The 22,560-nt window shown below is 42.8% G+C and carries 21 protein-coding genes and 1 pseudogene; 10 read left to right on the top strand and 12 right to left on the bottom strand.

Features of this window, described 5'->3' with window-relative positions; genetic code table 11:
- Positions 1-12 precede the first annotated feature (12 nt).
- Together RMY31_RS04960 and petN are read right to left on the bottom strand one after the other, a co-directional pair.
- A complete protein-coding gene (locus tag RMY31_RS04960; RefSeq protein ID WP_214432306.1) occupies positions 13-174 on the bottom strand; it encodes a hypothetical protein in 162 nt (53 codons plus the stop codon).
- Between the two features lie 7 nt (positions 175-181).
- Positions 182-271: a cytochrome b6-f complex subunit PetN gene (petN, locus tag RMY31_RS04955; protein WP_010998401.1), complete on the bottom strand. Its 90-nt coding sequence runs from the start codon at positions 269-271 to the stop codon at positions 182-184.
- 195 nt (positions 272-466) lie between these two features.
- Here petN and RMY31_RS04950 point away from each other — a divergent pair, with 195 nt between their 5' ends.
- From RMY31_RS04950 to RMY31_RS04935, 4 genes and pseudogenes are all read left to right on the top strand, one after another.
- Complete coding sequence (locus RMY31_RS04950; protein WP_409877358.1) at positions 467-2,374, top strand: ATP-binding protein; 1,908 nt, start codon at positions 467-469, stop codon at positions 2,372-2,374.
- A pseudogene (locus RMY31_RS04945) lies at positions 2,371-2,735 on the top strand (four helix bundle protein). Before RMY31_RS04950 ends, RMY31_RS04945 begins: the two are co-directional and overlap by 4 nt.
- 30 nt (positions 2,736-2,765) lie before the next feature.
- Positions 2,766-4,031 carry a hybrid sensor histidine kinase/response regulator gene (locus RMY31_RS04940; protein WP_322659098.1) on the top strand — a complete coding sequence of 422 codons (1,266 nt, stop codon included), beginning with the start codon at positions 2,766-2,768 and terminating at the stop codon, positions 4,029-4,031.
- Positions 4,032-4,109: 78 nt separating this feature from the next.
- Positions 4,110-4,565: a hypothetical protein gene (locus tag RMY31_RS04935; RefSeq protein WP_322659097.1), complete on the top strand. Its 456-nt coding sequence runs from the start codon at positions 4,110-4,112 to the stop codon at positions 4,563-4,565.
- Between the two features lie 56 nt (positions 4,566-4,621).
- Here the strand turns inward: RMY31_RS04935 and RMY31_RS04930 are convergent, their stop codons facing one another.
- From RMY31_RS04930 to dnaJ, 6 genes are all read right to left on the bottom strand, one after another.
- On the bottom strand, positions 4,622-5,239 hold the full coding sequence (locus RMY31_RS04930) for a 2OG-Fe(II) oxygenase (RefSeq protein ID WP_322659096.1): 618 nt from the start codon (positions 5,237-5,239) through the stop codon (positions 4,622-4,624).
- A gap of 148 nt (positions 5,240-5,387) precedes the next feature.
- Positions 5,388-6,044 carry a hypothetical protein gene (locus RMY31_RS04925; protein WP_322659095.1) on the bottom strand — a complete coding sequence of 219 codons (657 nt, stop codon included), beginning with the start codon at positions 6,042-6,044 and terminating at the stop codon, positions 5,388-5,390.
- An 85-nt stretch (positions 6,045-6,129) separates the two neighbouring features.
- Entirely contained in the window at positions 6,130-7,719 is a 1,590-nt protein-coding gene (locus RMY31_RS04920; protein WP_322659094.1) for a glycoside hydrolase family 57 protein, read from the bottom strand.
- Positions 7,720-7,936: 217 nt separating this feature from the next.
- A complete protein-coding gene (gene rsgA / locus RMY31_RS04915) occupies positions 7,937-9,070 on the bottom strand; it encodes a small ribosomal subunit biogenesis GTPase RsgA (RefSeq protein WP_322659093.1) in 1,134 nt (377 codons plus the stop codon).
- Positions 9,070-9,324, bottom strand: coding sequence for a sulfurtransferase TusA family protein (locus tag RMY31_RS04910; RefSeq protein ID WP_322659135.1), 255 nt, complete (start codon positions 9,322-9,324; stop codon positions 9,070-9,072). The genes rsgA and RMY31_RS04910 overlap by 1 nt, the downstream gene beginning before the upstream one ends.
- Entirely contained in the window at positions 9,324-10,454 is a 1,131-nt protein-coding gene (dnaJ, locus tag RMY31_RS04905) for a molecular chaperone DnaJ (RefSeq protein ID WP_322659134.1), read from the bottom strand. Before dnaJ ends, RMY31_RS04910 begins: the two co-directional genes overlap by 1 nt.
- Positions 10,455-10,505: 51 nt before the next feature.
- Between dnaJ and RMY31_RS04900 the strand changes: the two genes are divergently transcribed.
- Complete coding sequence (locus RMY31_RS04900; protein WP_409877355.1) at positions 10,506-10,772, top strand: hypothetical protein; 267 nt, start codon at positions 10,506-10,508, stop codon at positions 10,770-10,772.
- An 82-nt stretch (positions 10,773-10,854) separates the two neighbouring features.
- On the opposite strand, the gene RMY31_RS04895 is transcribed toward RMY31_RS04900, so the two are convergent.
- The 3 genes from RMY31_RS04895 to grpE form a co-directional block, all read right to left on the bottom strand.
- Positions 10,855-11,076 carry a hypothetical protein gene (locus RMY31_RS04895; RefSeq protein ID WP_409877353.1) on the bottom strand — a complete coding sequence of 74 codons (222 nt, stop codon included), beginning with the start codon at positions 11,074-11,076 and terminating at the stop codon, positions 10,855-10,857.
- 157 nt (positions 11,077-11,233) lie between these two features.
- On the bottom strand, positions 11,234-13,195 hold the full coding sequence (gene dnaK, locus RMY31_RS04890) for a molecular chaperone DnaK (protein ID WP_322659092.1): 1,962 nt from the start codon (positions 13,193-13,195) through the stop codon (positions 11,234-11,236).
- A 294-nt stretch (positions 13,196-13,489) separates the two neighbouring features.
- Entirely contained in the window at positions 13,490-14,233 is a 744-nt protein-coding gene (grpE, locus tag RMY31_RS04885; RefSeq protein ID WP_322659091.1) for a nucleotide exchange factor GrpE, read from the bottom strand.
- 420 nt (positions 14,234-14,653) lie between these two features.
- Here grpE and RMY31_RS04880 point away from each other — a divergent pair, with 420 nt between their 5' ends.
- The 4 genes from RMY31_RS04880 to RMY31_RS04865 all read left to right on the top strand — a co-directional run bounded on the left by RMY31_RS04880 (position 14,654) and on the right by RMY31_RS04865 (position 19,839).
- On the top strand, positions 14,654-16,666 hold the full coding sequence (locus RMY31_RS04880; RefSeq protein WP_322659090.1) for a GspE/PulE family protein: 2,013 nt from the start codon (positions 14,654-14,656) through the stop codon (positions 16,664-16,666).
- Positions 16,667-16,722: 56 nt separating this feature from the next.
- Positions 16,723-17,847, top strand: a complete 1,125-nt coding sequence (locus RMY31_RS04875; RefSeq protein WP_322659089.1) for a type IV pilus twitching motility protein PilT — start codon at positions 16,723-16,725, stop codon at positions 17,845-17,847.
- A gap of 131 nt (positions 17,848-17,978) precedes the next feature.
- On the top strand, positions 17,979-19,202 hold the full coding sequence (locus RMY31_RS04870) for a type II secretion system F family protein (RefSeq protein ID WP_322659088.1): 1,224 nt from the start codon (positions 17,979-17,981) through the stop codon (positions 19,200-19,202).
- A 76-nt stretch (positions 19,203-19,278) separates the two neighbouring features.
- Positions 19,279-19,839: a hypothetical protein gene (locus tag RMY31_RS04865; protein WP_322659087.1), complete on the top strand. Its 561-nt coding sequence runs from the start codon at positions 19,279-19,281 to the stop codon at positions 19,837-19,839.
- A 68-nt stretch (positions 19,840-19,907) separates the two neighbouring features.
- Here RMY31_RS04865 and RMY31_RS04860 read toward each other — a convergent pair whose 3' ends face one another.
- A complete protein-coding gene (locus tag RMY31_RS04860) occupies positions 19,908-20,930 on the bottom strand; it encodes a saccharopine dehydrogenase-like oxidoreductase (protein ID WP_322659086.1) in 1,023 nt (340 codons plus the stop codon).
- 473 nt (positions 20,931-21,403) lie between these two features.
- Here RMY31_RS04860 and RMY31_RS04855 point away from each other — a divergent pair, with 473 nt between their 5' ends.
- Complete coding sequence (locus RMY31_RS04855; protein ID WP_322659085.1) at positions 21,404-22,525, top strand: Fic family protein; 1,122 nt, start codon at positions 21,404-21,406, stop codon at positions 22,523-22,525.
- The last annotated feature ends 35 nt before the right edge of the window (positions 22,526-22,560 follow it).

The raw sequence follows: 22,560 nt of genomic DNA, 5'->3' as shown, positions 1-22,560 counted from the left end.
ACCACAAACAAATTATCGCCGCTTGGGAGATGTACGTCGGAGTTCGCGTTTTTCTTGTTCTCGGCGACGGCGATCGCGCCAATCTGCCAGCGTCAGATATCCAATGCCGCCAGTAACCGCTACTAGCAGCACAAAAGCAACTAAAGCCAAAATACTCAGGAATGGACTTTCCACAATTCCTCTACAATCCGTTGCGTCCCCAAACTACCATTGCAATTGACCAAGTAAACACGACCAAGAGTGATACCCAACCTAGTGTCAAAATCGCCATAGTCTTAATTTTTAGAACAATTACAAAACGTTTCTAATATTTATCATACTGGGAAAGCAGGGATCGCAAACAAGGCATCATCTTCTCTCGAACAATAGAGACAACTGTAAAAAAAATTGCGATCGCGCTTCACTACTCGCACAGATGGGAATACTAACGGTTACGGATATTTCAAATCTAGTAACCTCTAGCATCATGTTGACTTTCAACTATCCTTTCCACTCAATCGGTTTTATTCCCCACGGACATTGTTATCTCTGGAAAGCTGGACTAGTTTGGCTGCACATTATTTCTGATGCCACCATCGCCCTCGCGTATTATTCGATTCCTTTTCTACTGATCTACTTTATTTCCCAGCGCAAAGATGTTCCTTTCAACGGAGTCTTTCTATTATTTGGTGCTTTTATTATTGCCTGCGGTACTGGACACTTGATAGAAATTTGGACACTCTGGCATCCAGATTACTGGATTTCAGGTGGTTTAAAAGCTTTAACTGCGATTATTTCAATTTATACGGCATTTGCGTTAATTTCTCTCATGCCTCAAGCTCTGACACTACCCAGTCCTGCCCAGTTAGAAGCTATCAATCGAGTGCTTTCAACGGAAATTGTAGAGCGCAAGCGCATCGAGCAAGAATTACGCCAAGCAGAGGAAGTTGCCAAAAACTCCAGCGAGGCCAAGAGTGAATTCCTTGCCAATATGAGTCATGAGCTACGTACACCCCTTAACGGTATCCTCGGCTACACTCAAATCCTCCAACGCACAGAAGCTTTAACTGAAAAAGGACGTAAAGGAGTTGGTGTCATTTACCAATGTGGTTCCCATCTATTAACTCTGATTAATGATGTCTTGGATCTATCTAAAATAGAAGCCCGAAAGTTGGAATTGCATTGTGTTGATTTCTACTTGCCTGCATTTATCGATAGTGTAATTGAAATATGCCGCATCCGCGCAGAACAAAAAGTCATTGCCTTTTATGTCCAACTCGATCCTGATTTGCCAACAGGCATTCATGCTGATGAAAAACGCTTGCGGCAAGTGTTGATTAACTTGCTTAGTAATGCCATTAAATTTACTCATCAAGGCAGCGTTACTTTCAAGGTCAAGGTCATAAGTCAAGAATTAAATGACCATGAAAAAATGACATACAAAATCCGCTTTGAGGTAATAGACACTGGTACCGGTATCACCCCTGAGCAAGTCGAGAAAATCTTCTTGCCCTTTGAGCAAGTAGGAAATCAGAAACGACAAACTGAAGGTACAGGTTTGGGATTAGCTATCAGCCAACAAATTGTTTTGTTGATGGGTGGTCAAATTCAAGTACAAAGTGAATTTGGTAACGGCTGCACTTTCTGGTTTGAAGTGCAATTATCAGAATCTAAAGAGTGGGCAAAGGTTTCAAGAGTAGTTGAACAGGGAACCATTATTGGTTATGAAGGGCCAAGGCGCACTATTTTGATTGCAGATGACAAATGGGAAAACCGTTCGGTAATTGTAAATTTACTAGAGCCAGTCGGGTTTACTGTCGTAGAAGCTAGTCAGGGTAAAGAAGGATGGGAACAAGCTCTAGCCCACAAACCAGACTTGATTATCACCGATTTAGTAATGCCTATATTAGATGGATTTGGGTTCATCACACGTTTGCGTCAGTCTTCCCCATTTAAAGAGATTTCTATCATCGCTTCGTCAGCGAGTGTGTTTGCCACTGACCAATATAAGAGTATCGATGTAGGTGCAGATGCATTTCTACCAAAGCCTGTAGAAGCGGAAACGCTGCTGGAACTGCTACGACAATTTTTGCAACTAAAATGGATTTTTGACGGCAAGGCTGACGCAATCATAAAAACCGATGTAGATGGTATGGATAATCCAGTTGAGATGATTTATCCTGCTAACGAAGTTTTACAACAGTTACTCGAACTGACACAAGACGGCGATATTCAAATAATTATAGAAATGGCTCAGCAACTTTCAGCATCTGATGAACAGCTAAGCACTTTTGCTCAGCAAATTATGCAGCTTGCTAGCAATTTTCAACTCAAACGCTTGGAAACTTTTATTGTCGGAATTCAGGAGTCAGAATTCAGAGGTCAGAATCAATGAGACAACCTGCAAAAACATTTGAAGACTTGATAGTTTGGCAAAAAGCACATCGATTTATTTTATCAGTATACCAATTTACTGATCAATTTTCTAAATCTGAAATATATGGATTAACATCTCAGTTTAGAAGAGCAGCAATTTTGATTCCAGCAAATATAGCAGAAGGATTTAAGAAAAGGGGACAGCAGATAAAGCACGATTTTTGAACATATCACAAGGTTCTTTAGAAGAATGTCGCTACTATCTAATTCTTTCAAACGATCTTGGATATTGTGATACATCAGAATTAATCCTTCAACTTGAGGAAGTTAGTAAGTTACTAACTAGTTATGCTAATTCCATTCTGAATTCTGACTACTGACTACTGAATTCTTTTATTGAACAATCCATCATGAGTAAGACCGAAAAATCTGGATTTATTTTGATTGTGGATGATAATCCCACAAATTTATCTGTTCTGTGCGAAGCACTCAATAGTGAGGGGTTTCGTTTCCGTGTTGCAGTTGATGGAGAAAGTGCGATCGCTCAAGCCGAACGCAATCAACCAGAGTTGATTTTGCTGGATGTACAAATGCCAGGTATTAGCGGATTTGAAACTTGTCGTCGCCTCAAAGCCAACCCTCTTACCGAAAACATTCCGATTATTTTCACCACAGCCTTAGCGGATACGGAAAGCAAAACAAAAGGATTTTTTCTGGGTGCAGTAGACTATATCCCCAAACCGTTTGCTCATGAGGAAGTCATTGCCAGAGTCCGCGTGCATTTACAACTTAAACAACTGACTGAATCCTTGGAAGAACAAGTTCGCGATCGCACTACTGCTTTGCAAAATGCTCAAGTCCAACTAGTGCAGCAAGAGAAATTATCAACACTGGGAGAGTTAATCGCTGGCATTGCACATGAACTCAATAACCCCATTACCTTTATCAGTAGTAATATTCCACCTTTGCAAGAATACCTTGCAGGAGTAACTTATATTCTTCAACTCTATCAACAAAATTATCCCAACCCAACAGCCCAAATTATGACTGCTATTGAAGACTTGGATCTCAATTTTGTTCTCGAAGATTTGCCAAAAATCTTGAATTCACTCAAACTCGGAACGGAAAGAATTCAGCACCTTTCTACTTCACTACGTAGCTTCTCTCGCTCAGATATTGATGCCAAACTACCTGCGGATTTGCACCTAGGGCTAGATAGTACGTTGATGGTTTTGCAACATCGCCTCAAAGCTAATGGCGGTCGCCCCGGTATTGAAGTTATTAGGTGTTATGAAAAATTGCCACTGGTAAACTGTTATATCGGGCAGATGAATCAAGTATTTATGAACATTTTGGCAAACGCAATTGATGCCATGGATGAAGCCATAATGCAAGGCAAAATGAACAATGGAATTCCTCAGATTAAAATTGCAACAGAAATAAATTCTGAACAATGGATTGTAATTCGGATTGCTGACAATGGGATGGGTATTCCCGAACGAGTTAAACATCGGTTGTTTGAGCCTTTATTTACTACAAAACCCGTTGGTAAAGGCACTGGACTTGGCTTGTCTATCGCTCATCAAATTATCGTGGAAAAACATAATGGCATATTAAAAGTCAAGTCTCAGCCAGGTATGGGAACCGAATTTACGATCGAAATTCCGAATATATAAAAATAACGAACCGCCAAGAATGCCAAGAAATGAGAGATTAAGAGAGTTTGGCGCAGCTTCAAAAAAAAACGGTATAAAATGAACGGAATTTCAGATCGTCAACTCATGGCTGAACGCTTAGAATCTCTGAAAGCTGGATTGGTTGGGGGTTTTTCTTTATGTTTTGCTTTCGCGATCGCCAGTCTTATAAACACTTTAGTTTTGGCAAAGTATTTTCCCAGACTCGCCTCTCTACAAATTGATTTTGATTGGCACTGGTGCGTGAGTGGAGCGATCGCAGCTATTTGCGGTTTGCTGTTTGGTGTCACTTATCGCTATATCATCCGCTCAGATAAAAATCCTCAACTCAAAGCTGGTGGTGTGCTGGCCTTTGGCTTTGTACGGGGATTAACTCAGATAGAAGTTGGTTGGAATGCCGATATTTTACCTTGTGTAGTGCTAGCTGGTGAAAGTGTACTATGGTTTGCAATAGCTGCGATCGCTGTTGATACCGCTATTCAATTTGGCTGGCTCACATCTTTTCCATCAATCTGAATTGCTTGCTAAAAGTTCGATTTTGTGGATTAGGAAGCAGGTGAAGAACCAGGCTATTAGGCATACTTTCTTTGCTTTTTCGGAGACTGAACTGCTCTTGACTCTACTGTAAATGTTGGGATTTCTTGGAGTTCAGCCTCGCTCAAACTATACTGTTCACAAACTAAACTCAGGCGATTTCCTGGGGTTTTCACAGCATTGACAGAGTGGGTTAAATCACCCTGAAAATAAAGTAAAGTATTCACCTGAGGCTTAATCTGCCCAAGTTGACGTTTGTGCGATCGCAATACGAGTTCTCCTCCCTCCAGGTTGGGAGGTACTCGCACATAGAGGACACTGACAAGTAAAGGCGGCTCAATGGTTTTGCAGTAGGAACGCAGAGAGCGATCGATATGCGGATCGACGCGGGAGCCTTCCTTTAGCTGTAAAGGATTGAGGTAAAAAGCGTTACAGTTAGTCTGGAGAGCTAAATCCAGATAAGGCTTGAAGTAGGGAAACTGCTGCTCGACTTGTGCTAAGTGCGATCGTTGGAATGCCAGAGAAAATCCCTTAGTACCGATAAAATCGCGGTTGAGGTTGTTGATAGCAAAGTAAGGACAAGCTTGGATTTCTCCCCACAAATTATTTAGATAATCGCTGGGGAAAGCGTTTGGTTGTTGTTGATAGTATTTCACAGGTGGGTATGGGGAGCGATCGCTTTTTTGATTACGCAGCTTGTTAGCTTATTATTTTACTGTTAATTATTTATAATTTTAATGATATTACCTAAGTTTTTAAAATGAAATTACACTAAATACTTTTGTATTTTTATAATTTAATAATTTAAATATGGCATCTTAAAGCAACACAAATATAATCTGAATAATATTTAATAACTTCCGATATTTTATTTTGCCATAAAATTTCCTCTTCACTAACTGTTATATCTCCATGAAGTTCCCTTAAAAAGGCTTGTATACCTGCCATTTCTCCTAATTCATGCCATCTCCCGTTAGGAGTGACAATTGCATAAGGTACTACTTTAGGTAAATCAGCAACTCTACAAGGATAAGTTATGGCTGTTCCTGAATCTAAAGGCTCTGTTTCTATAAAGCGATAATAATCCCATTTGCCTTGAGGATTAATGGTTGTCATTTTATATAAACCGATTGAGTCAATTCCATCTGCCTCTTCTTCAAACCAACCTAGTTTATTTCCTAGTTCCATTTTGGCTAGAGTCGTTAAATCATGACTAGGAATTTCCCAATCTGCTGCTATTTTTTTAATCTCTTCTGGGGTAAGAGTTGCTAAATACTCTATTTCTTCTGTAATTTTGTCTTCAGTTAAATATTCTTTGTATGGTTCAACCTCTAGTTCTGAGTAATATGGATGAAGTATTTCTTCCACTTTTGCTTTTATATTATTTGTATCTGGTGGTATTAAAACTAAAGCGGAAAAATGCATTTTATTTATATTATCAATAATAGTAGTAAAGGTCACTTGCTAGTATGTCGATAAAAACAACCCCCAGTAGCAAGACTAGGGGTTTTGCTTTTTGGAGGGTGTGCCGAAATCTTTATTGTGATTACAAAGGACGGTAAACGCGGTAGTTGATTTCAGGGAAGATATTATCCATTAACTCTACTTTTTCTAGCCAACCGCTGTCGATTTTACCGATTTTCACGTCTTCGTAGAGCTTGTTAAACCGCATGAGGTGCGATCGCGTCCGTCGCACTGCATAAGGCACCATTGTTCCTGTCCGCATAATAAACGCCCAGTCAGAAGATTGCGCTAATAGTAGTTCCCGTGCTGCTTGGTTAAGCGCTCGCCACTGCAATTCATCTTCTGGTTCCAAGTGCGATATCTCAATCATGCGTTCTGCTGCTTTGTGCAAATGCGGGTAAACCCAAGCATTCGTTTCATTCAACCAATACTCATGGAATCCTTTATAACCCCAACTCGATTGGGAAGGACGGCAAACTTGCTGTGTCGGTTCTGCCCGTAAATAATCTGCTAAATGGGTCATCGCATAAGTTCCTTGGTCATACCATGATTTGCGGAACAGGTAATCAATGAACCAAGGACCTTCATACCACCAATGCCCAAATAATTCTGCGTCGTAGGGTGAAACAATAATCGGTGGACGTTGCATTATACCATGGAGGTGTTCAGCTTGTCGCTCCCGATTATACATGAAGTTAGCAGCGTGTTCGGCAGCCTTTTCCCGCGCCCAATAAGGATCGTAGAGTGCCTTATCTGAAAGCCCTAAGCCACGTCCAGTAATTTTGTGATACTTAATCCCCGTATTTTTCCGCTGACCATTAGGCATGATATAAGGCTTGATGTAATCATATTCAGCTTCCCAGCCCAAATCTTTGTAAAATTCCCGATATTCGGCTGCACCAGGATATCCCACTTCAGAAGACCATACCTGCTGGGAAGATTCATGATCTCGACCAAAAGCGGCGACACCAGTTTCTGTAAAAATCGGTGCGTATGTGCCAAAGCGCGGACGGGGACGGGCATAAAGGATACCATGCCCATCGGTAAGGAAGTAGCGCAAGCCAGCATCTGCCAGCATTCGCTCTACACCTTCATAGTAGGCGCATTCCGGTAACCAAATGCCTCTGGGCGCTTTTCCAAAGGTTTGCTCGTAGTGTTCGCAAGCTACCTGAATCTGTGCCCACACAGCCTGCGGATACATTTTCATCAGCGGTAAATAGCCGTGAGTAGCACCGCAAGTGATGATTTCTAGGTTATTGGAGTCTTGGAACTGCTTAAAAGCTGTTACCAAATCACCTTTGTAGCTTTCCCATATCTGACGTGCTTCGTTAAACTCAGTAGCGTAATGCTCAGCTAAATAACGAATATGGCCATTGTGGACATTACGCTCAGCCTCCAGTTCTATAAGTTCTTCTAGTTGACCTAAGTGTGCGTCATAGCGTTCTTGTAGCAGTGGATCGCGGAGCATTGACACTAAAGGTGGTGTCATACTCATCGTGATTTTAAAGTCGATGCCGTCTCGCTTTAAGCCTTCAAATACTTTCAATAAAGGAATGTAGGTTTCAGTAATGGCTTCATAGAGCCATTCCTCCTCCAACACATAGTCACTTTCTGGGTGACGAACGAAGGGCAGGTGTGCGTGGAGTACAAGCGCGACGTAGCCAATAGCCATAATGATTCTGGGGTGGTACTTGTAAGTTGAAGGTCGAGGAGTGTGGCCGAAATTAACAATATTTTAAGACTTTATCGGGATCGTTATAGTATTTCGTGATTTTTTCCCAATACAATACCTTTCCACACCGGAAAATGTTTGTTTTTAAAAGATTGGGCATTGGTAAAACTGTTCCTCACTTACCAATCCCCAAAAGAGGTACCGAGTTCCCCAATCCCTATTCCTCGTTCTGATACAAATCTTGCAATGCTTGCAGTTGAGTCCGCCGAGAAAGACGGCGATATTTTTTACTTTCCAGCTTGGGTTCGTATTGACTCTGCCCTTTGCCTTTGGTTTTTAACTTCAGAGTAGATTCAGGATCGGCTTGTTGATTAAGCTGAGTTTGACGAGCGATCGCTTCATCCAAAAATTCTAAATAATGTTGATAACGTTCCCAGTTTCCCCGCACTGCACAATCAGGTTCATCTCGATGCAGACAATCACTAAATCGACAGTTAGTACCTGCTAACCGTTCTCTGACTTCTGGAAAATAATGTACTAATTCTTCAGGTGGACAATCTAGGTCAGGTTGATTAAAGCCAGGAGTATCTGCCAGCAACCCACCACTTGGTAATTCAAATAATTCTACATGGCGAGTAGTGTGGCGACCACGAGCTAGTTTGCCGGAAACTTCACCCACTCGCAGGTTAGTGTTGGGAATCAGCGCATTAATTAGGCTAGATTTACCCACACCAGAAGGGCCAGCAATTACAGTAATTTTATTGCTCAAATGTTTAGCTGCTTGGTCGATATTTATCTGATTTTTGACGCTGATAAATAACGGTTGATAGCCCCAAGCTAAAAGGCGATCGTTGATTTGTTGTTGTTCCTCTGGTGAGACTAAATCGCTTTTATTCAAGCATAAAAGCACATCTAAATCAGTAGACTCAGCCTTAACTAGAAATCGACTGAGTTGATAAGGTTCTAACGGTGGGTCAGCGACAGCAAATACTAGTAAGATTTGGTTGGCATTAGCGATTGGTGGACGATCTAGCTCAGTTTGACGAGCTAAGACATCAGCGATTGCTCCTCGTCCTCCAGCCCAATCTGGCTCTTCCACGACTACGCGATCGCCTACCATCACCTGTTGCCCAATTTTTTTTAAGCGTGTTCTGCGGGTACAGAGGAGGATAGGGGGAGTGGAAGAAACGGAAATGGTGAGACGCGGGGACGCGGAGAAAAAACTCTCCGTGTCTCCGCGTCCCTGTGTCTCCGTGTCTTCTAAATCCAGCTGTACTCGATAAAAATTTGCTTGTACAGCTAGTACCGTACCGACTAACTGTCCGGTAGTAGAAATAACTTCCCCTTTCATTAGGCAGTCACAGGACGGCGGACTAACAGGGAAAAATAGCCAGTGCAGTCTATAATTTGTTCTACTTGATAACCTGCCATTGTGAGGCTATCAGGAACCTGCTCAATTGGTTCTCCGGTATCTAGCCAAACTTCCAGCAAACTTCCCGGCGACATTTGTTCCAGACGTAGTTTTGTCCGAACAAAATTGATCGGGCAAGGGGTGCCGCGCAAATCGAGTTGAGCATCGGGAGTTGATAAGGAAGATAGACTCATCACTTAAATAGATTTCCCAAGAATCCTTCTAGACCACCTTTACCAGTACGGTCTCCCTTAATTTTAGCCAGCTTCTCCAGCAGTTCTCTCTCCTCTGGGGTCACTTTGGTCGGAATATCAATTAATACCGTTAGCAGATGATCGCCTCGACTAACAGGATTTCCCAAACGAGGTACACCGCGATTTTCTAACTTCATAACCGTATTTGGCTGGGTTCCAGCTGGAATAATCAGTTCTACTGGCCCATCTACTGTGTTGACTTCCAGACGGCAGCCTAAAATCGCTTGTAAGTAGCTAACTTGAATTTCTGAAAGAACGTTGATGCCATCTCTTTGGAATTCTTCATCCTCATTTACGAACAAGTAAACGTACAAATCCCCAGGAGGACCACCACGTTGACCTGCATCTCCTTCTTGGGATATCCGCAAACGGGTACCATTGTCTACCCCGGCTGGAATAGTAATTTTGAGTTTCTTGGTGACTTGATTTGTACCCTTACCATCACAAGAATCACATTTGTCTTCAATTACCATTCCCGTGCTGTTGCAGGTGGGACAAGTGGAGACTTGGGTAAAGCTACCAAAAGGCGTTCTGGTGACACGACGTACTTGACCCGAACCACTACAAGTTGCACAAGTCCGAGGGCGAGTTCCTGGTTTAGCACCAGATCCGCTACAGACTTCACAAGTTTCGAGATGCGAAATCCGAATTTCTTTTTCACCACCAAATACCGCTTCTCGAAAATCTAACTTCAGATCTAGCCGTAAGTCATCGCCCCGCACCGGTCCGCTGCGCCGTCTTTGCGTTTGACCACCCACGCCGCCACCAGCAAAGCCACTGAAAATGCTTTCAAAAATATCGGCAAAACCACCCATGTCACCCATATCTTGAAAGCCGACACCAGCACCACCAGAGACACCTGCTTCACCAAAACGGTTGTAACGCTCTCGAGTTTCTGGCTCGGAAAGTACTTCATAAGCGCGGTTAATTTCCTTAAAGCGTTCCTCCGCCCCCGGTTCTTTGTTGACATCTGGGTGATACTTCCGGGCTAAACGGCGATAGGCTTGTTTGATTTCTTCTTTGTCGGCGTCACGAGAGACACCCAGAATTTCGTAGTAGTCGCGGGCCATATAACAAAGGTAAAAGTTAGAAGGAAGAAAGCAGAAGGCAGAAAGCAGGAGGTGAAGCAGTGCGGTGAGGTAGCCCCCGTCTTGGCGGTGAGGCAGTCCGTTTTGGGAAGATCCCAAGTAGAGGAACTGCCGTTAGCGCAGCGAAACGCGAGTCCTCTCCCAAGGGGAGACGCTAAGAGCGTTAGCGCAGCGAAACGCGAGTCTTCTCCCAAGGGGAGACGCTACGACGCGACCGAGCGTCACCCATTCGCTCTTAGCGTTCCCGTACCCCAACGGGGAAGCAAGCTACGCGTAGCGTCTCCGTTAGGAGAAGGGTAGGGCAGAAGGCAGGAGGCAAAAGTTAATTTTTATTAATAATTGATTTTACCTTTTACCTTTTACCTTTTACAAAAATCACTAGTTAGTTTTTAGGAACAGGTGCTTTCCCATCAAAGACGAAAAAAGCTACCCAATTTAGCAGTAGAGGAAGCAGACCGTTAGATTTATCTCTACCTGAGCCTGTCTCTTTTACAATTGTGCTACGTAGAATGGGAAAACCCCCCTTATGAACTAGAGGGGCTAGCCGCACCATCAGGTGTGGAAAACCCCCCATATGCATTTGATCGCTTTTGTATTTGGACACAATTTAGTTCACACCAATTTGCTTCTACAATCTAGCAAACTTAGGGACTGGGAAACTCGGGGTTCTCTCTGGGAATTAGGGACAATGGAGATTGGGTAATTAGGAAATAATTTTTTTAATCCCTCATCCCCAATACCCAATACCCAATCCCTAATCTCTAATCTATCGCCTCGTAATCAGCCTGTGCAGTGTTTTCATCATCAAAATCAAAGTTGAATTGTGGTATTAGCGTTCCATTCATGTGACGATCCAAGTCTGAAGGCAACTGACTATCTGAAACCTCTTCAACCTCATCACTGTTTTGATCGTTAGCTCGATTGTAAACATCTGCACCAATTGCAAACAGATTTTGTTGGAAGTCATCCAAGCAGGCGCGAAATTCCTGGAGGGAAATTCCAGGATTATTCATGACAGCTCGGAGTTGTGTGACTTTTTCCTGAGCCAAAGCTTTCATCTGCTCGCCAATCAAGTTGGCATTATCCTTCAAGGTAGATTCATAGCTAGCCAAAAGATTATCTGCTTGGTTTTTGAGTTCCACCAATTCTTTGCGTCTTCTGTCGTCTTCAGCAAAGACTTCTGCCTCTTGCCGCATTCGTTCTACTTCATTAGTACTCAAGCCACCCGTATTAGTAATCCGAATACTTTGCTCCCTACCTGTGCCTTTGTCTTGAGCACCAACCTTGAGGATACCGTTGACATCGATTTCAAAAGATACTTCTATTTGTGGTACGCCACGGGGAGCAGGGGGAATTCCTGCCAAGAGAAACTTGCCGAGACTCTTATTATCCCTTGCCATTGCTCGTTCACCCTGGAGAACGTGAATTTCCACTGAGGTTTGCCCATCAACTGCTGTGGAAAACACTTGGGACTTGCTGGTAGGAATTGTAGTGTTACGTTCAATAATTTTGGTGAACACTTCTCCCAAAGTTTCAATTCCCAAGGATAACGGGGTGACATCTAACAGAAGAAGATTATCAACTTCACCACCTAGTACTCCAGCTTGAATAGCAGCTCCCAATGCTACTGCTTCGTCAGGATTAACAGAGCGATCGGGGGCTTTACCATTAAAAAACTTGATGAGGGCGTTTTGGACTGCGGGAATCCGAGTCGAGCCACCCACCAAAATAATCCGATCTATATCTTGTGGTTTCAGGTCTGCATCCTTCAACGCCTGGATCATCGGTTCGATGGTAGCTTCGATTAACTGTGCTGCCAGGTCTTCAAATTTAGAGCGACTGAGTTCCATCTCCATGTGCTTCGGTCCTGTTTCATCGGCAGTGATGAATGGCAAGTTGATGGAGGTATTCGCCATGTTGGAGAGTTCAATTTTAGCCTTTTCTGCCGCCTCGCGTAGGCGTTGCAGCGCCATTTTATCTTGAGAAAGGTCAATTTTATCTTGTTGCTGGAAGCGTTCAATCATCCAACGAACGATACAGTTGTCAAAGTCGTCTCCACCCAGTTGGTTGTTGCCGCAAGTGGCCTTAACTTCAAAAACTCCATCCCCCAGTTGCAAGATAGATACGTCGAAGGTACCGCCTCCCAAGTCAAAGACTAAAATTAACTGCTCTTGGTCTTGCTTATCCAACCCGAAGGCTAAAGCAGCAGCGGTTGGTTCGTTGATAATCCGCAAGACTTCTAGCCCAGCAATCGTACCAGCGTCTTTAGTTGCTTGTCTTTGAGCATCTGTGAAATATGCTGGTACGGTAATTACTGCCTGAGTCACGGCTTCACCTAAGAAGTTTTCCGCATCCTGTTTGAGCTTTTGCAGGATCATGGCGGATATTTCTTGGGGTGTGTAGTTACGTCCGCGAATGTGGACATCAACGGTATCGTCTCTACCTTTGACACAGCTATAAGGTACGCGATCGCGTTCGGTGTCAGTATCCTCCCAGCGACGACCGATGAATCGCTTGATACTGTAAATTGTGTTCTCAGCATTAGTTACGGCTTGGCGCTTTGCCAGCTGACCGACCAAGCGATCGCCACCCTTGCCAAATCCCACAATACTAGGAGTGGTTCGTCCGCCTTCAGAACTGGCGATTACAATCGGTTGTCCACCTTCCAAAACTGCGACGCAACTGTTAGTTGTGCCTAAGTCGATCCCAATAACTTTTCCCATACGTACAGTATTTTTACTGAATGCTTCTGCCGTGATATTTCGCGGGCTATCTTTTTGTACGGGCTAAAGCGCACAACAACTTGTGTGAGTCTGCTATTGCAGTAGAAACACAGAAAGTTGCCCTAGGGTCGGCTGGTTTTGAGAAAACCGCTTTCTACATACGAACGAGCTGGTATCAAAAGGCAGGCTGCTAAAGTTTGATAAACCTCAACAGCCTCATCCTTGTGAAGATATGCGATGCTCGCCCTTGCTAGAACCTAGGCACTTTTGGTCAATGAGGCGAGCAACTACAGCCTAACTGTCAGCTGGACTCGCCCGATCTTCCGATGCAGGTGGTGTGTCTTCCTTGGGAGCAGCCACCTTCACCATGGCATGGCGCAGCACGCGATCGCCCAAATAATATCCGCGTACTAACTCTTCTAACACTGTTCCTTCAGGATGTTCATCCGTAGGTTCCCGCATTACTGCCTCATGCAGGTTGGGATCGAATTCTTGACCTTCAGGACGCATGGGTGCTACACCTAAGCGTTTCAAGGAATCTACCAATTGTTTGTAAACTCCTTGATAACTTTTGTGAATTGTCATCTCACCTTCAGATTGCGGCTTGAGGTGCGATCGTGCCCGTTCAAAATTATCGACTATTGGCAGCAATTCCAGAATCGTGTTCCGCTTCACCTGTGCGTCTAGTTCTTCTTTTTCTTTGCTAGTACGTTTACGGTAATTCTCAAAATCTGCGGCAATCCGCATGTATTGAGTATTGCGTTCTTCTAGTTGCGCTTTGAGAGACTCGATTTGTTGAGTCAATTCTGTCAAAGCTGCTGTTTCTGCTTCTGTTTTCTCAGATGCAGCGATGCCATTTTCTGGTGTAAGTGTCGTATCTCCCACATTATTTGGGGCTGCCACTTGCTCAGTAACCTCGCTGCCAGATTCGTTGAAATTGATTTGGGTTGGGGAGTCGCTCATCATTACTTGCTTTACCTCTGTTGGTTCACCCAATTGCTGGCTTGTATTGTTTATTTGTTTATTTTCGTCCATCATTGTCTACTCATCCCAGATGCTGTTTACGGCAGTGAATTGCCACAACTTGCAACCATTGCTATTCAAGGCTTGCAGCTGAAGCTGATTTTTTTGCCGACATATTCCTGGAAATGATGCCACCGTCCTCTTATTGTGACAAATGGTGAACACCTTAGCGCAGACGCTCTAAGGGCGGTTAACCCGAACGAGTAGGGATGAAAGACTAAATATCAAGGCAAAAGGGTGAAGATTGAAATTTTATACTTCACACTTCACAGTACAGGTACTACGCCCTTGCACCCCCTTCACACTTCATTTTTTATCTTTCATCCTTTACACTTCATCCTACGATTGCAATGAATTTGCTAAGTGTAAATGAAAATTCTGTGCCCCAGCCTGGGAATACTTTAACCAGAGGTTTTCCCTACTCATTGCTCACTTATGACCCACTCGTCACCACAACGGCGCAGTACCGCTCTAACTACAAGAACAGAGTTTTCGCCCTTTGGCAACAAGCTAGTACAGTCTGGCTATGTCAATACCGAACAGATGAGGCAGGCGCTGATTGAAAGCCGCAAGTCTGGCAGACCCCTAACGGAAGTGCTGGAGTCAATCACTGGGCGACAACTATCACCTGAGTTCCTTAGGCAGTATAAGAAACAGCAGCTATTTGAACTTAAAATACTTTACGGTGTTGAATTCCTCGATCCGGAAGTCAACAACATTGGCAGCACGATGGTGGGGAACCTGATTGAAACCCTGATCCCCATCGATATCTGTCGTCGTCATCGCTTAGTGCCACTATCAAAAAACGAAGACCAAAACCCTCCATGTGTTTTAGTGGCAATGGTTGCTCCGGATAATCTAGAAGCTTCGGATGACTTGAACCGCATTTTGCGCCCACAAGGATTGGCATTACAGCGGATGGTGATCGCACAGGAAGATTATCAGCAGCTGATCAACCAATACTTGGATGAGTTGGCTGTACGGCAAAAGCACCTAGAACAAGAAAAGTTTACAGATATCAATCAGGATTTAGAAAATCTTGGCAATCTCGATTTAGAAGATGCCCCTGAGGATATGGAGGCTGACTTGGGGGCGGCAATGAAGGGTGCGGAGGATGCCCCGGTCATCAGCCTTGTGAATAGAATTCTTGCTAAAGCTTTACATGAGAAAGTTTCTGATATTCACATCGAACCACAGGAAGAAAATTTACGCATTCGTTTTCGGAAGGATGGTGTGCTGAGTGAAGCCTTCCCCGAACTACCAAAAAAGATCATCCCTGCGGTCACAGCCAGATTTAAAATCATTTCCAACCTAGACATTGCAGAACGGCGTTTACCTCAAGATGGACGCATCCGTCGAATATTTGAGGGACGGAAGGTAGATTTTCGTGTGAATACCTTACCCAGTCGCTATGGGGAAAAGGTAGTGCTGCGGATTTTGGATAACTCTTCCACACAACTTGGATTAAATAAATTAATTACTGACCCGGAGACTTTGCAGATTGTCCAGGATATGGTGAGCAAGCCTTTCGGTCTGATTTTGGTAACAGGGCCGACTGGTTCTGGTAAAACAACCTCGTTGTATTCAGCGCTGGCAGAAAAAAACTCTCCTGGAATTAATATCAGTACCGTAGAAGACCCGATTGAGTACAGTTTGCCAGGAATTACTCAAGTACAGGTAATTCGGGAAAAAGGGCTGGATTTTGCAACTGCCTTGCGGGCTTTCTTGCGACAAGACCCAGATGTCTTACTAGTGGGAGAAACCCGAGACAAAGAAACAGCAAAAACAGCCATTGAAGCTGCTTTGACCGGTCACTTGGTATTAACTACCTTACATACCAATGATGCCCCAGGAGCGATCGCTCGTTTGGGAGAAATGGGCATTGAACCTTTTATGGTTTCTAGCTCCTTAATTGGCGTTTTAGCACAGCGTTTGGTGCGGCGTGTATGTTCCGATTGCCGCATTCCCTATACTCCCACGACTGAAGAACTGGCTCGCTATGGTCTATCTGCTTCTCAAGATGTGGGAGTAACCTTCTACAAAGCTAATACCTTGACATTAGAAGCATTTACAGAAGCCAAAGCTAAAAATCAGGTTTGCCCTACATGTAATGGCGTTGGCTACAGAGGACGTTGTGGTGTTTATGAAGTCATGCGTATCACCGAAAACCTGCAAACCCTAATTAACCAAGAAGCACCCACAGAACGCATCAAAGAAGTAGCAGTAGAAGAAGGCATGAAAACCTTACTGGCCTACAGCTTAGACTTAGTGCGCCAAGGTGCCACCACCCTTGAAGAAGTAGAACGAGTGACTTTTACTGATACAGGTTTGGAAGCTGAGTTAAAAGCCAAACGCAAGAGCGGTCTTACTTGTCGGACTTGTAGTGCCGAATTAAAACCAGAATGGCTGGATTGTCCCTATTGTATGACACCTCGGTTTCAAGATTAGTCAATAGTCAGCGTTCAGTAACAAAGCAAAAACAACTGACAAAAGGAAGTAGAACTATGGAATTGATGATTGAAGACTTGATGGAGCAACTGATTGAAATGGGTGGCTCAGATATGCATTTATCCGCAGGTTTGCCTCCCTACTTCCGCATCAGTGGTAAACTCACTCCCATCGGCGATGAGGCTATGTCCGCCGATCAGTGTCAAAGACTAATTTTTAGTATGCTTAACAATACCCAGCGTAAAACCTTAGAACAGACCTGGGAATTGGATTGTTCATATGGTGTAAAGGGTTTAGCTCGCTTCCGAGTCAATGTCTATAAAGAGCGTGGTGCTTATGCCGCTTGTTTGCGGGCATTAAGTTCTAAAATTCCTAACTTTGAAAAATTAGGTCTGCCAGATGTAGTGCGGGAAATGTCTGATAAGCCAAGAGGGTTGATTTTGGTTACAGGCCCTACTGGTTCTGGTAAGACAACTACCCTAGCGGCAATGATCGACTTAATTAACCGCACCAAAGCAGAGCATATTTTAACGGTGGAAGACCCGATTGAATTTGTTTACGAACCCATCAAAAGCTTAGTCCACCAGCGGCAATTGGGTGAAGATACTAAAAGCTTTGCTAATGCTTTGAAAGCAGCCCTACGGGAAGACCCAGATATTATTCTGGTGGGGGAAATGCGAGATTTGGAAACGATTTCTTTGGCGATTTCAGCAGCGGAAACAGGACACTTAGTATTTGGTACGCTACACACCAGTTCTGCTGCACAAACTGTTGACCGGATTATTGACGTTTTCCCCCATGAAAGACAAACACAAGTAAGAGTGCAGTTGTCTAACTCACTGGTAGCAGTTTTTAGTCAGACCTTAGTATCAAAGAAAAATCCCAAACCAGGTGAATATGGTCGGGTAATGGCTCAAGAAATTTTGATCGTCACTCCCGCTATTTCTAACTTGATTCGAGAAGGCAAAACATCTCAAATTTACTCAGCTATTCAAACTGGTGGCAAATTGGGAATGCAAACTCTAGAGAAAGTTTTAGCTGATTTATACAAAGCCGGAACTATCTCCTTTGAAGCAGCGATGTCTAAGACTTCTAAGCCAGATGAAATTCAACGCCTCATTGGTACTGCTACACCACCAGGAGCTGCGAAACCTGGTGTTGGGGCAGCCAAAGTTCATTAAACTTTACCTTTGATTAAAACTGGTCGTGGCTAATCGGAAAGTTATGAGTTATGAGTTAGAGATTTGAATTCCTAACTCCTAACTTTTAAAATTACCAATTTACTCATTTTAAACTTTGTATTTATTAACCCATGCCAACATTTGTTGCCCGTGTTCGGGATTCAAAAGGACAATCTAGAACAGAAAAAATTAGTGCCGCATCCTTGGCACAAGCCCGTACTAACCTCAGAGATAAAGGTTTTGTAGTCCAAGAACTCAAACAATCTCAAGGCTTTCAGGCAAGCTTTGATTTAAAAAAATTTCAGAACTCCTTCGCCAAGGTTCCGATTAAAGAAAAAGCAGTTTTTTCTCGTCAACTTGCTACCTTGGTAAATGCTGGAGTGGCAATTGTTAGAGGTTTGGGGGTGCTATCCGATCAGTGTACCAATCCAAAAATGAAACAAGCCTTAATTGATATTAGCAACGATGTTCAAAGTGGAGTCAACCTTTCAGATGCAATGCGTAAGCATCCTGACTGCTTTGATGGTTTGTATGTCAGTATGATTCAGGCTGGTGAAGTCGGCGGTGTATTAGACGAAGTACTGAGTCGTTTAGCCAAGTTATTAGAAGATGTTGCTCGATTACAAAACCAAATTAAATCAGCTCTGGCTTACCCAGTTGTTGTGGGTTTTTTAGCTACCTCTATCTTTATCGGGATGACAGTTTTTCTCATTCCAATTTTTGCTGGCATTTTCAAAGATTTAGGAACTGAATTACCTGCTCTGACTCAATTCTTGATGACTTGTAGTGAAATTTTGAGAAGTTATTGGTCTTTAGCGATCGTAGGCATTTTAATAGGTGTAGGAATTGCCTATAAGCAGTACTACAAGACCCGAGTCGGTAAGGAAACTATTGACCGTTTGTCCTTGAAAATGCCGTTGTTTGGTGATTTAATTCAAAAATCTTCAGTTGCTCGCTTTAGCCGAACCTTCGGTGCTTTAACTCGCTCAGGTGTACCCATTCTGACTTCTTTGGAAATTGTGCGGGATACATCAGGAAACCAAGTGGTTTCTAATGCCATAGATGCAGCACGTTTAGAAATTCAACAAGGAGGCATGATTAGTATTGCCTTGCAGAAAGAAAAAGTTTTTCCTTCGATGGCAATTCAAATGATTAGTATCGGCGAAGAAACTGGGGAATTAGATGCCATGTTGATGAAAATTGCCGATTTCTATGAAGATGAAGTTGAGCAAGCAGTAAAAGCACTAACCAGTATTTTGGAACCGATAATGATCTTGGTTCTTGGGGGCATGGTGGGCACGATTATTCTAGCGATGTATCTGCCTCTATTCAAGGTGTTTGAAAAGTTGGGATAAAAAAGGATGAAGTTTAATATTTCGTCCTGGATTATTCACATTTTATACTTCACACTTCATACTTTAAATTTCAACCATGCCTGTGCAAAAATCTTACTATGAAGCGAGTTTAGCAGAGTACAGTAATAATTTAGCGGCGATCGCTTTACTCAAGCAACATCGACCATACTTGGAAATGATTCCCAGTCTGCGCCGTCCAGATGATAGTGTAATCGCCATTCCCTTGCCAATTGTTCGCTTTCGTAGCACTGCGACAACAGATCCACAGGCAAATTGTTTACCTTGTGATGTGGCAATTTTAATGTGCGACCCAGAGTGGAAAATCAAAACTGGTGTTGAAATCTTGGTATTTATTCATCGTCCTCACGAAGATTTTTCCGATTTGTTGGGACGCTGGCGACAAACTCAGGTGTGGCTAGATAAAGATTATGAGTGGTTAATGCCTCCTCGCCACAGTCATATTTTAAGTGAGGGAGCTAATACTATATATCCTCTGTTTGTAGTCTTTAACGAAACTTCAGAACGCATTCAACGAGGTCTCATAGGAGCAGAACTCCCATTTATTATTCAAACAACACAATCACTAATTGAAGATAATTTCATAGACTCTTGCGCTCCAGAAAGTCCATCAGCATAAAGCAATGAAAAATTAAAAATGCCAAAAGAAGAATTTCTCTAGCATTTTTAATTTTTCATTCTTAATTTTTAATTGACAAACTGGGGCATGATTTCAGCAGCGGTGAATATGCCATAGATGCCGCGCTGGTGCAATTGCCTACCAGCTTTGAGATAGCCAAAGGCAGGGCCGCAAACATTGGCTGCCATGCTGGTTTCGTCTCCTAAAGTAAAGGTATGGGTGGAAATTTTACCTTCAAAGGTACGCCCTGTGACTTTAACGTTGGTGCTGAGGGGCTTTTTGGGATTGCGGGTATCGACTACACCACCAACAGTAACGCGATCGCGCCCTACTATCCCTGCTACCTCTAGCATTACATCATCGGCGTGTTCCATATTTTCTAAGGTCAACACGCCATTAGTTTTATCTAGTAATGCTTTTACTTCCGCGTCAGTCATTGCCCTGGCAGTTTCCACTGTGTAACCAGGCATATGCCCAATATCCTCACGGACAGTAGCGCGGTAAGCTTCCCAGTTGGCGATCCCCACACCAAAGGTAATTTCAACCTTGTGAATTTCGGCGTAGCTTTGGGCGGCTAAAGCGGCGGCGGCGGTTAACAATCCTGGTGTCGCCCCGCATCCTGTCATGTAGGTAATTCCTGCTGCTTGCAGTTCCTCTTTCATTGTCAATAGTTGTTCTACGGCACTGGTGCGCTTAATTGCATCCACTAGCACCCCACGCCAACCGGATTGAATAAATTGCTTGGCAACAGAGGGAATAAAGTCATTAGGTAAGTTGGGTAAAGCCAGGAAATACCCATCCACAGGATGACTAGTTTCGATTAAATCCTGAATACTGCGATTTGTTAACGTCCCGACTGGCTCTAGATAACCTACCGAGCCTTGAGACTGGTAGGTTGCAATGCATTCTTGAATATTCAAACCTTCAGTGGCGTAAGCGTAGCCTTTTTGATCTGCCGCTGCGACTAAAATCATTTCCCGCTTAGGAGATAGTACTTTGGCAGCTGCTTGTCCTAGTCCACCAAAACCTAGTACTCCTATGCGTATCGCTGGTGAGAGATTAGTAGAACCTTTGACTTGTTCTGAATTCATAGTCAAGTAGTTAAGTTGAATCTAATGGCTTCAGTATCTACCATGTCAGCTTCGTGCTTGTGGCTGACGGCTAATAGCTAAAAGCTATAAGGATTAATTATCCGTTATTATTCTGGTTTATTCTCCTAATAGATCCATTACTAGCTAATAGCTGGAGTGTTTGTATATTCTCAAAAAAAATTATACTGAAAATATCCGTATAATTAATAGTTAGACGCAATAGAATTAACAGTTTATCGACTTTTTGCAGATAGAAATGATAGACAAGGTTTTTTGAGATAAATCCGTTAACGTCTAGCCCTCTTGTCTCTCATAAGATAATAGAAATGATAGACAAGGTTTTTTGAGATAAATCCGTTAACGTCTAGCCCTCTTGTCTCTCAATTTTGAACAAATATTGACAGCTAAAGATTTTGATGTAAAAATATTGTTCAATATTAACATCTAATTGAAGCAACTGGGGTTGTAGAGCAATGGAGCTCAATCTAAATAATGCAGTAAACTACCATTACGATAAATTTCCACCGAATAGCCTGGATTATGAGAAATTTATAGAGCCATTGGTAAAAGCAACTGATGCTGTGGCTCGATATGACCAGATGTTAAAGAACATGCACAACAGTGAAATTCTATTAGCACCTCTAAGGAACCAAGAAGCAGTTATATCCTCAAGAATGGAAGGGACTGTGAGTACGATGGATGAGATTCTAAAGTATGAAGCAGATCACGATGATAAATTAGAAGCTTCCCCAAACGTTAGATCAGAAGTCATTGAAACTCTTTTATATCAAAGAGCGCTAAAGTCAGTGCAGAAAATGATGAAAGAGGGCTATCCCCTCTCTCAATTTTTAATAAAAACAATTCATGAAAGGTTGTTGTGGTTTGGTCGAGGAGCATCAAAATCACCAGGTGAGTTTAAAAAAGAGCAAAATTATATTGCCGACACCTTGAAGAAGAACATTTTGTTCATTCCAGTTAGTCCTGAAAAACTACAGGATGGATTAGATAAACTATTTCAATATATTGAACAAAGTACACATCCGATATTGGTTAAAACTGCTATAACTCATGTTGAATTTGAAGCACTACACCCGTTTAAAGATGGAAACGGACGTATAGGTCGAATGTTAATTACATTAATGCTGTGGTCTTTCGGTACGATATCAGAGCCTCATTTTTACATTAGTGGATATCTGGAATACCACAAAGATTTATATATAGATGCAATGAGAAATGTTTCTGAAAATAATGACTGGGAAGAATGGTGCAAATTCTTTCTTGAAGCAATTGAACAACAGGCAATTAGAAATCTTGAAATTGCAGAAAATATACGAAATCTATACGAAGAAATGAAAACCGTGTTCTCAAAGATTTTGTCTTCAAGATGGAGTGTTAATGCTCTTGATTTTGTATTTACGAATACAGTATTTAGGAACAATAAATTTACAGCAAATAGTGGCATTCCGACCGCTACTGCTGCGAGATTTACCAGGATACTTCTGGAAAAAAATCTTCTTACTACCTTGGAAGAGCCATCTGGAAGAAGACCAGCTCTATATTCTTTTGAACCACTAATGAAACTTGTTAGGGTTTAGTAGCGAATGTGTCTAACAACCGCGCTGCACTGGAT

The sequence above is a fragment of the Dendronalium sp. ChiSLP03b genome (assembly GCF_034531165.2).
Lineage (GTDB): Bacteria > Cyanobacteriota > Cyanobacteriia > Cyanobacteriales > Nostocaceae > Dendronalium > Dendronalium minutum.
This window is presented reverse-complemented; position numbering and strand designations above follow the sequence as displayed.

Bases quoted from the DNA above. Each gene is read 5' to 3' on its own strand.
- petN (WP_010998401.1), bottom strand. From the start codon at position 271: ATGGCGATTTTGACACTAGGTTGGGTATCACTCTTGGTCGTGTTTACT.
- RMY31_RS04950 (WP_409877358.1), top strand. From the start codon at position 467: ATGTTGACTTTCAACTATCCTTTCCACTCAATCGGTTTTATTCCCCAC.
- RMY31_RS04940 (WP_322659098.1), top strand. From the start codon at position 2,766: ATGAGTAAGACCGAAAAATCTGGATTTATTTTGATTGTGGATGATAAT.
- RMY31_RS04935 (WP_322659097.1), top strand. From the start codon at position 4,110: ATGAACGGAATTTCAGATCGTCAACTCATGGCTGAACGCTTAGAATCT.
- RMY31_RS04920 (WP_322659094.1), bottom strand. From the start codon at position 7,719: ATGGCTATTGGCTACGTCGCGCTTGTACTCCACGCACACCTGCCCTTC.
- rsgA (WP_322659093.1), bottom strand. From the start codon at position 9,070: ATGAAAGGGGAAGTTATTTCTACTACCGGACAGTTAGTCGGTACGGTA.
- RMY31_RS04910 (WP_322659135.1), bottom strand. From the start codon at position 9,324: ATGAGTCTATCTTCCTTATCAACTCCCGATGCTCAACTCGATTTGCGC.
- dnaJ (WP_322659134.1), bottom strand. From the start codon at position 10,454: ATGGCCCGCGACTACTACGAAATTCTGGGTGTCTCTCGTGACGCCGAC.
- dnaK (WP_322659092.1), bottom strand. From the start codon at position 13,195: ATGGGAAAAGTTATTGGGATCGACTTAGGCACAACTAACAGTTGCGTC.
- grpE (WP_322659091.1), bottom strand. From the start codon at position 14,233: ATGATGGACGAAAATAAACAAATAAACAATACAAGCCAGCAATTGGGT.
- RMY31_RS04880 (WP_322659090.1), top strand. From the start codon at position 14,654: ATGACCCACTCGTCACCACAACGGCGCAGTACCGCTCTAACTACAAGA.
- RMY31_RS04875 (WP_322659089.1), top strand. From the start codon at position 16,723: ATGGAATTGATGATTGAAGACTTGATGGAGCAACTGATTGAAATGGGT.
- RMY31_RS04870 (WP_322659088.1), top strand. From the start codon at position 17,979: ATGCCAACATTTGTTGCCCGTGTTCGGGATTCAAAAGGACAATCTAGA.
- RMY31_RS04865 (WP_322659087.1), top strand. From the start codon at position 19,279: ATGCCTGTGCAAAAATCTTACTATGAAGCGAGTTTAGCAGAGTACAGT.
- RMY31_RS04860 (WP_322659086.1), bottom strand. From the start codon at position 20,930: ATGAATTCAGAACAAGTCAAAGGTTCTACTAATCTCTCACCAGCGATA.
- RMY31_RS04855 (WP_322659085.1), top strand. From the start codon at position 21,404: ATGGAGCTCAATCTAAATAATGCAGTAAACTACCATTACGATAAATTT.